This window comes from Nocardioides sp. NPDC057772, from assembly GCF_042798075.1.
In the GTDB taxonomy this organism is placed as follows: Bacteria; Actinomycetota; Actinomycetes; order Propionibacteriales; family Nocardioidaceae; genus Nocardioides.
This window is the reverse complement of sequence record NZ_JBHVKN010000128.1, coordinates 12,918-14,062: the sequence shown is the minus strand read 5'-3', so window position 1 is coordinate 14,062 and position 1,145 is coordinate 12,918. Positions and strand designations below refer to the sequence as shown.

1 protein-coding gene is annotated in these 1,145 nt (G+C 72.0%); it reads left to right on the top strand.

Annotation, left to right across the window (positions count from 1 at the left end):
* Positions 1-152: 152 nt before the first annotated feature.
* A partial coding sequence (locus ACFVJS_RS19015) for a Gfo/Idh/MocA family protein (RefSeq protein WP_378883445.1) occupies positions 153-1,145 on the top strand: 993 nt, incomplete at its 3' end.

The following is a 1,145-nucleotide window of genomic DNA, read 5'->3' as shown; positions in this document are numbered from 1 at the left end:
TAACATGCTGCACGGGCGGGTGCACACAATGCTCACGGTGTTGGGGTCCCCCCCCCCCGCTTCGTTGCCCGCCCCGCCTCCCCACCCCACCCCCATTGTCGGCCCCGCGCGGGGGGGCGTAGCGACACCACCGAACACAGGATCGAGTTCCGATGACCGAGCAGAACGCCACACTCGGGGTGGGGATGATCGGCTACGCCTTCATGGGCGCCGTCCACTCCCACGCCTGGCGCAGCGCCCACCGCTTCTTCGACCTCCCCCTCACCCCGCGGATGCAGGTCGTCTGCGGCCGTGACGCCGACCGCGTGGCCGAGGCCGCGACCCGCTTCGGCTGGGCGGAGAGCGCCACCGACTGGCGCGAGGTGATAGCCCGCGACGACGTCGACCTGATCGACGTGTGCACGCCCGGCGACACCCACGCGGAGATCGCGATCGCTGCGCTGGAGGCCGGCAAGCACGTGCTGTGCGAGAAGCCGCTGGCCAACACCGTGGCCGAGGCCGAGCGGATGGCTGCGGCCGCTGCCCAGGCCGCGGAGCGGGGCGTGCGGGCGATGGTCGGGTTCACCTACCGCCGGGTGCCCGCGATCGCGCTGGCCCGGAAGCTCGTCGCGGACGGTCGGCTCGGGGAGCTCCACCACGTGCGGGCGCAGTATCTCCAGGACTGGCTCGCCGACCCCGAGACCCCGCTGAGCTGGCGTCTCGACAAGACGAAGGCCGGCTCGGGCGCGCTCGGTGACATCGGCGCCCACGTCATCGACCTGACCCAGCACATCACCGGGGACCGGATCCAGGAGGTCTCCGGGATGCTGGAGACCTTCGTCAAGGAGCGTCCGGTGGCCGAGGCCTCCTCCGGCCTCTCCGCCACCGCCGGGACCGGTCGCGGTCCGGTGACCGTCGACGACAGCGCGGTCTTCCTGGCCCGGTTCTCCGGGGGAGCGGTCGGCTCCTTCGAGGCCACCCGCTTCGCGACCGGCCGCAAGAACGCGATCCGGATCGAGATCAACGGGTCGAAGGGCAGCCTGGCCTTCGACTTCGAGGACATGAACGTCCTGCACTTCCACGACGCGACCCTGCCGGACGCCGAGGGCGGCTTCCGGCGGATCGTGGTCACCGAGCCCGACCACCCGTGGGTGGCGGCCTGGTGG